The 4,459-nt window shown below is 53.3% G+C and carries 2 protein-coding genes; one reads left to right on the forward strand and one right to left on the reverse strand.

All coding sequences use genetic code 11. The features are described 5' to 3' along the window. Positions 1–481: 481 nt before the first annotated feature. Positions 482–2,023: a prenyltransferase/squalene oxidase repeat-containing protein gene (locus Pla144_RS24310; RefSeq protein ID WP_146453307.1), complete on the forward strand. Its 1,542-nt coding sequence runs from the start codon at positions 482–484 to the stop codon at positions 2,021–2,023. 9 nt (positions 2,024–2,032) lie between these two features. Here the strand turns inward: Pla144_RS24310 and Pla144_RS24315 are convergent, their stop codons facing one another. Beyond that, positions 2,033–3,016: an aldolase catalytic domain-containing protein gene (locus Pla144_RS24315; RefSeq protein ID WP_146453308.1), complete on the reverse strand. Its 984-nt coding sequence runs from the start codon at positions 3,014–3,016 to the stop codon at positions 2,033–2,035. Positions 3,017–4,459 lie beyond the last annotated feature (1,443 nt).

Consider the following 4,459-nt stretch of genomic DNA (forward strand, 5'->3'; position numbering starts at 1 on the left):
GAGCGAAGCCGGCTCTGACGCCGTCTGCCACCTCCGCGCCCTTTACCTCAGCCAACCCGGCGGCTGGGGCGACTACTGGAAAAATTACCCAACCTAGCTCCACTACCCACAATCATGATGCTCACACAGGCCCACTTTGGTGCGGGTCATCGATCGAGGATACTCCCCTGAATTTCGGAAGCGAAGGGCAGGAAACTTGAAGATGTTTGGTTAGATGACAGGTCTGGCTACCTGCTTAGACACCCTAAACCGTACGATGGGCAAAAAGTGTCTTGGCTATGGGAAATCATCGTAGGAACAGGCGTGGCAGAGCCTAACTCGTTTCCGATGGTAATCCTATTTGGGCCTATGATGACTAAAACAGGAAGTACCGCTTGGCGAGGATGCCGACTAACGTCGAGATTGGCTTGCTTGCCTGGCTCTGTGGGCAGGGCTAGACTTGATATTAGACAGTAATTTTGCCTCGGAACGGAGAACTTTCATGCATGCATCGGAGCCTCGCCCAGTCTTTGGCGACGACCTTCACGAGGTTGTTGTGGCCCCGCTTGCGCAAGTTGCTGGAAATATTAAGCCGGCAAATTTACCAGCATCGAAAAAGCTCAAGCGTTCCGAGGAGGATCCGCTACCGCCATTGTGGTCGCCGAGCCAGATTTTCACGGAGTCGCCTCCCTGGCTGTTTAGTGCCGCACTGCACATGCTGATCGTGATCATATTGGGGCTGATCCTCATAACGCCCCAAGGGCGCGAAGATCTCGTGCTCTTATTTGATTACTACGACAACGAAGACCCACTCTCGGGTGGCGGGGATTTCGATATCCCACTGGATTCTCCTGTAGAACAAATCGAAGACTCACTTATTCCTGAACCGATTCCGCAGGTTGCTGAGGCCGTTGCACTCTCTCCCACGGCGACCGAAACTCCACTACTGGCTCGGGCCATGCCATTGATTTCGGACCCTATCCAAATGGCGCTCTCTGGCCGAGAACGGGGGATGCAAGAAGCTTTGCTCGATGCATATGGTGGAACTGCTGCTACGCAGAGAGCTGTGTTGGAGGCCCTCCGTTGGTTGTCCCGGAATCGGAGTCGCGACGGTACCTGGAGTCTGGTGGGACCGTATGAAGACGGTGCGCGGTCTGAAAATGTCGAGGCCGCGACGGCCATGGCATTGATTGCCTTCCAAGGGGCAGGTTACACACCACAACAGGATGCCAAGGACGAGCCATTTGCGGAAGTCGTTTCCCGCGCTTGGACTAAGCTACTAAGCAAGCAGGATGATAACGGCAATTTCTTTGAGTCAGGTCAGGGAACCCAGCAGCTGTACACCCATGCTCTCTGTACGATTGCACTGTGCGAGCTTTATGGCATGACCCAGGACGCCCGCTACCGCGATCCGGCTCAGCGAGCAGTGGACTATTGTGTAACTGTGCAAGCACCCGAGGGGGGGTGGAAGTATTTTCCCGGCACGGGAAGCGATCTCTCGGTCACGGGTTGGTTCGTAATGGCCTTGCAAAGCGCGCGGATGGCTGGACTCGAAGTGCCCACCCCGTGCCTGAATCGGATTGAGAAATATCTCGACTCAGTGAGCCATGAGTATGGGAGTCAGTACAGCTATCAACCAGAGCGTGGCCCTACCGTGAGCATGTCGGCTGAAGGGCTACTCTGCAGACAATATCTGGGCTGGGGGCATGATGATGAAAGACTCGTGCGTGGAGCGAATCTCTTGATGGATCATCTGCCTGAGTGGAAGCGCGATCGGGATGTTTACACTTGGTACTATGCGACCCAAGTGTGCCACCACATGGAAGGCCAACACTGGCGGGCTTGGAACGACAAGATGAAAGTCGTCATTCCCCAGCACCAAATCCAGGAAGGCCGCGAACGGGGGAGTTGGGACCCGCAAGGCTTTCGCTGGAATGGTGAAGGGGGGCGACTGTTTGTTACGTGCTTGTCGACCTACATGCTAGAGGTCTACTATCGACATCTGCCGATATACCAGATGGAACTGATAGGGAAGGAACTTTAGTCGCCGCTTCTAGTTGTCAAAAACGATATCGTCGAAGAAGGCGAGATAGTCGTCGGGGGATTTGCCTTCGCGAAATTCCATGGCATCGCGAGGATGCAGATTCATTTGGCCGGTGATGTTGTAGGGGATGCTTGGTCCCCAGTCCATCTTTTCCTTGAGCGGCAGGATCTGTTCCTGGATGAGCTTGATCACAGGGCGGAGTTTGAATTTGGGGTTGCGCAGAAAGCCGAGCAGCAGTTCCATGGGGCAATTGCCCGCTCCACGACCCAGGCCGAACATTGTGGCATCGACTCGGTTGGAACCCAGGATGATGGCTTCAACCGTGTTGGCAAAGGCGAGTTGCTGATTGTTGTGGGCGTGGATGCCGATTTCTTTGCCGGTCCCTTCGAGCGCGGCGACATACTTCTTATACAACCGGTCGATCTGCTCGCGGTAAAGGTGTCCAAAACTGTCAACAATCACCATCACCTGGGCGGGAGTGTCACGAATCGAACTGAGGACGGTGTCGATCTCTACGTCTTCGATGTTGGAAACCGCCATGAGGTTGGCGGTGGTGTCGTAGCCCAACTCGGCGCAATACTCGATCATCTGCACCGCTTCGGAAACCTGGTGGGCATAGAATGCCACCCGAATCATGTCCAACACGCTCTCATTGCGCGGAACGATTTGGTCGCGGTAGTCGCTCTTGCCGGCGTCAGCCATTGCACAGAGTTTCAGGCCCGTGCGCTCAAGGTCGTGACCAGCGAAAAGACGATTGAGATCCTCTTCGTCGCAGTGTCGCCAGGGACCGAACTCACCCTTGGGGAAAGGCTTGGGAGAATTCTTATAGCCGACCTCCATGGCGTCGATGCCAGCCTCGATGCATGTCTCATAAACGGCGCGAACCGTTTCATCGGTAAATTGATGCTTGTTGATGAGGCCGCCGTCGCGGATGGTGCAGTCAAGCACCTTGAGTTCAGGGCGGTAGGTTATCCAGGGGGCGGTCTCAGACATGCAAACTCCGGCAGGCACAGTAAGGATTCGGATAGGAAAACTAAACTCTCAAGTATAGTTTTGTTTTGGGCTATATCTAGCGGAATTATCGTGAAAATGGCTCAAAGCGGAGCAGCTGGATTCCTGCCCGATAGAGGCTGGAATCCGCAGATTTGTGCGTTGCTAGGTTTGTGGATTGATCCTCGCAAGACTGCCTGTTGTCGTGGAAGCTCTCTCACCACGGCTGCTGGTCGTCGGCCGGCACTTTATGGAAAAAGCTTGATGTCAGGTAAAAAAGGCCTCAGACCGAATACGGGATCCTACCCAAAGTTAATTGGCCCCATATCGAACTGCAAAATTCCAATTGAACTGTGAGCCAAGACACCGCGAGTTGCGTAAAGCGAACAATCTTTGCTCGCTTCTGCGCAACGCGGATTGGTTTTTGTCGCGCCTTATTTCTCGAAACCGAATTTTTTATTAAATATCACTCGTCATACCCCTTGTTTTATAGTGTTTGTCCCATAGTTTTGCAACACAAAACTACCTCTCTGTGTGACAAAAAGAAATCGCTTCGAGCAATCGACGTCCTGGCGCTCTACCGACGGATCTCTAGCCGAGTCGCGGCGAGCGAGGTGGCTACTTGAGCTAGGAAGGAAAGAGTTCAATTATCAAAGATCGGCGCAGCACCAACGTGGGCCACGGCAACTTTTGCAAGGCCGATTCTAAAAAATCGCGCGGCCAAAAGCTTGCGCAAAGTTAAGACAACGTGTAGGAACAGAAAGAACTGCCACAAACACCCAGCACGCCCAGGTTCCGGAACCACCCCAATGCGATGAACCCAGCGCATGCTTTACTCGGATGAACCTCATTTGGCCGGGTAGATGGAGGCAAGCCAGGGGTCATTACCTCAATAGGGGAGGAATGTCCCAACGGTTCACACAAGGCCGATTTGGGACACTTCACAGAACGATTTTGGGAGTCAAAGCTACCTTATTAAGTTGTGCGGTCGATAAAAACGAGCGACCTAGCTCAATGCAGTTATCGCAAGAGGTCGTGAACACCGCCGCGAGTTAAGTCTGTTGCCCAGCCGCGTAGGATGATGCAACGAATGTCACGTAGAAGTCGCAACCTGTTTGCAGCTAAACACTAAGCACCGCTATCGCAGCACTGCTTCGATTTTTCGTTGGCGAACTGACGTCGCTAAAAAAGTCCTCACTTGCTCGGATGGTTTTTTCACAAATCCATCTTCTGCAAGGAGGCCTCACGATGCGTTTTTCTTTGAACGTGTTTTGAAATTGCCTGCATTGTGAAAATAGCTACGGCTCCCTCATTTGGTTAGCAGCCTTTGGAAGGAGCCGCAGCATGAAGACGGAGATAAAGTATTCCAGCGATTTGACTAGCCGACAATGGCAATTGATTTGCCAACTGCTGCCACGGCCCTCGCGGCTGGGGCGTCGTCCGATA

Source organism: Bythopirellula polymerisocia (assembly GCF_007860015.1).
Lineage (GTDB): Bacteria > Planctomycetota > Planctomycetia > Pirellulales > Lacipirellulaceae > Bythopirellula > Bythopirellula polymerisocia.

Bases quoted from the DNA above. Each gene is read 5' to 3' on its own strand.
- Pla144_RS24315 (WP_146453308.1), bottom strand. From the start codon at position 3,016: ATGTCTGAGACCGCCCCCTGGATAACCTACCGCCCTGAACTCAAGGTG.
- Pla144_RS24310 (WP_146453307.1), top strand. From the start codon at position 482: ATGCATGCATCGGAGCCTCGCCCAGTCTTTGGCGACGACCTTCACGAG.